This is a genomic window from Virgibacillus carmonensis (assembly GCF_057836705.1).
Genome location: NZ_JBYQFJ010000352.1, coordinates 1 through 545, shown reverse-complemented (window position 1 = coordinate 545; position 545 = coordinate 1). Strand labels below are relative to the sequence as shown.

Sequence of the window (545 nt, the reverse complement as noted above, 5' to 3'; positions counted from 1 at the left end):
GTGTTATTTATATGGCGGGGATTTTCATTGCCCTTTTCATTCTTGATGTAAAATTGGCTGCCCTTTGTTTGTTAATTATCCCATTAATTCTTGGCTGGATGAAGGCGTATAAATATTTTGGCACCAAATATAATACTGTTATTCGAACAACAATCAGTGATATAAATGGAAGTATTAATGAGGCAATTCAAGGGATGCCAATTATCCAGGCATTCCGGCATGAAAAGAAGACGAAAAAGGATTTTGAACAATTAAATGAGCGCCACTATACGTTTGAACGTAAACTAGTTAAGCTTAGTGCGCTTACCTCGTACAATTTGGTTACGGTTATACGAAATCTAGCATTTGTTGGATTTATTTGGTACTTTGGCTTTATTTCTTTTGATGCAACAGCTGTTATATCAATTGGTATGCTATATGCATTTGTTGATTACCTTAACCGTCTATTTGAACCCGTAACGGATATTGTGCATCAGCTTCCTTTAATTGAGCAGGCACGGGTAGCTGGAAACCGCGTATTCGAACTGATGGATCAAGACGGAGAG

1 protein-coding gene is annotated in these 545 nt (G+C 37.4%); it reads left to right on the top strand.

Annotated elements, in window-relative coordinates:
* Window positions 1-545 (top strand): ABC transporter transmembrane domain-containing protein (locus AC3G7N_RS22300; RefSeq protein ID WP_489424293.1); only part of this gene is annotated, 545 nt, incomplete at both ends.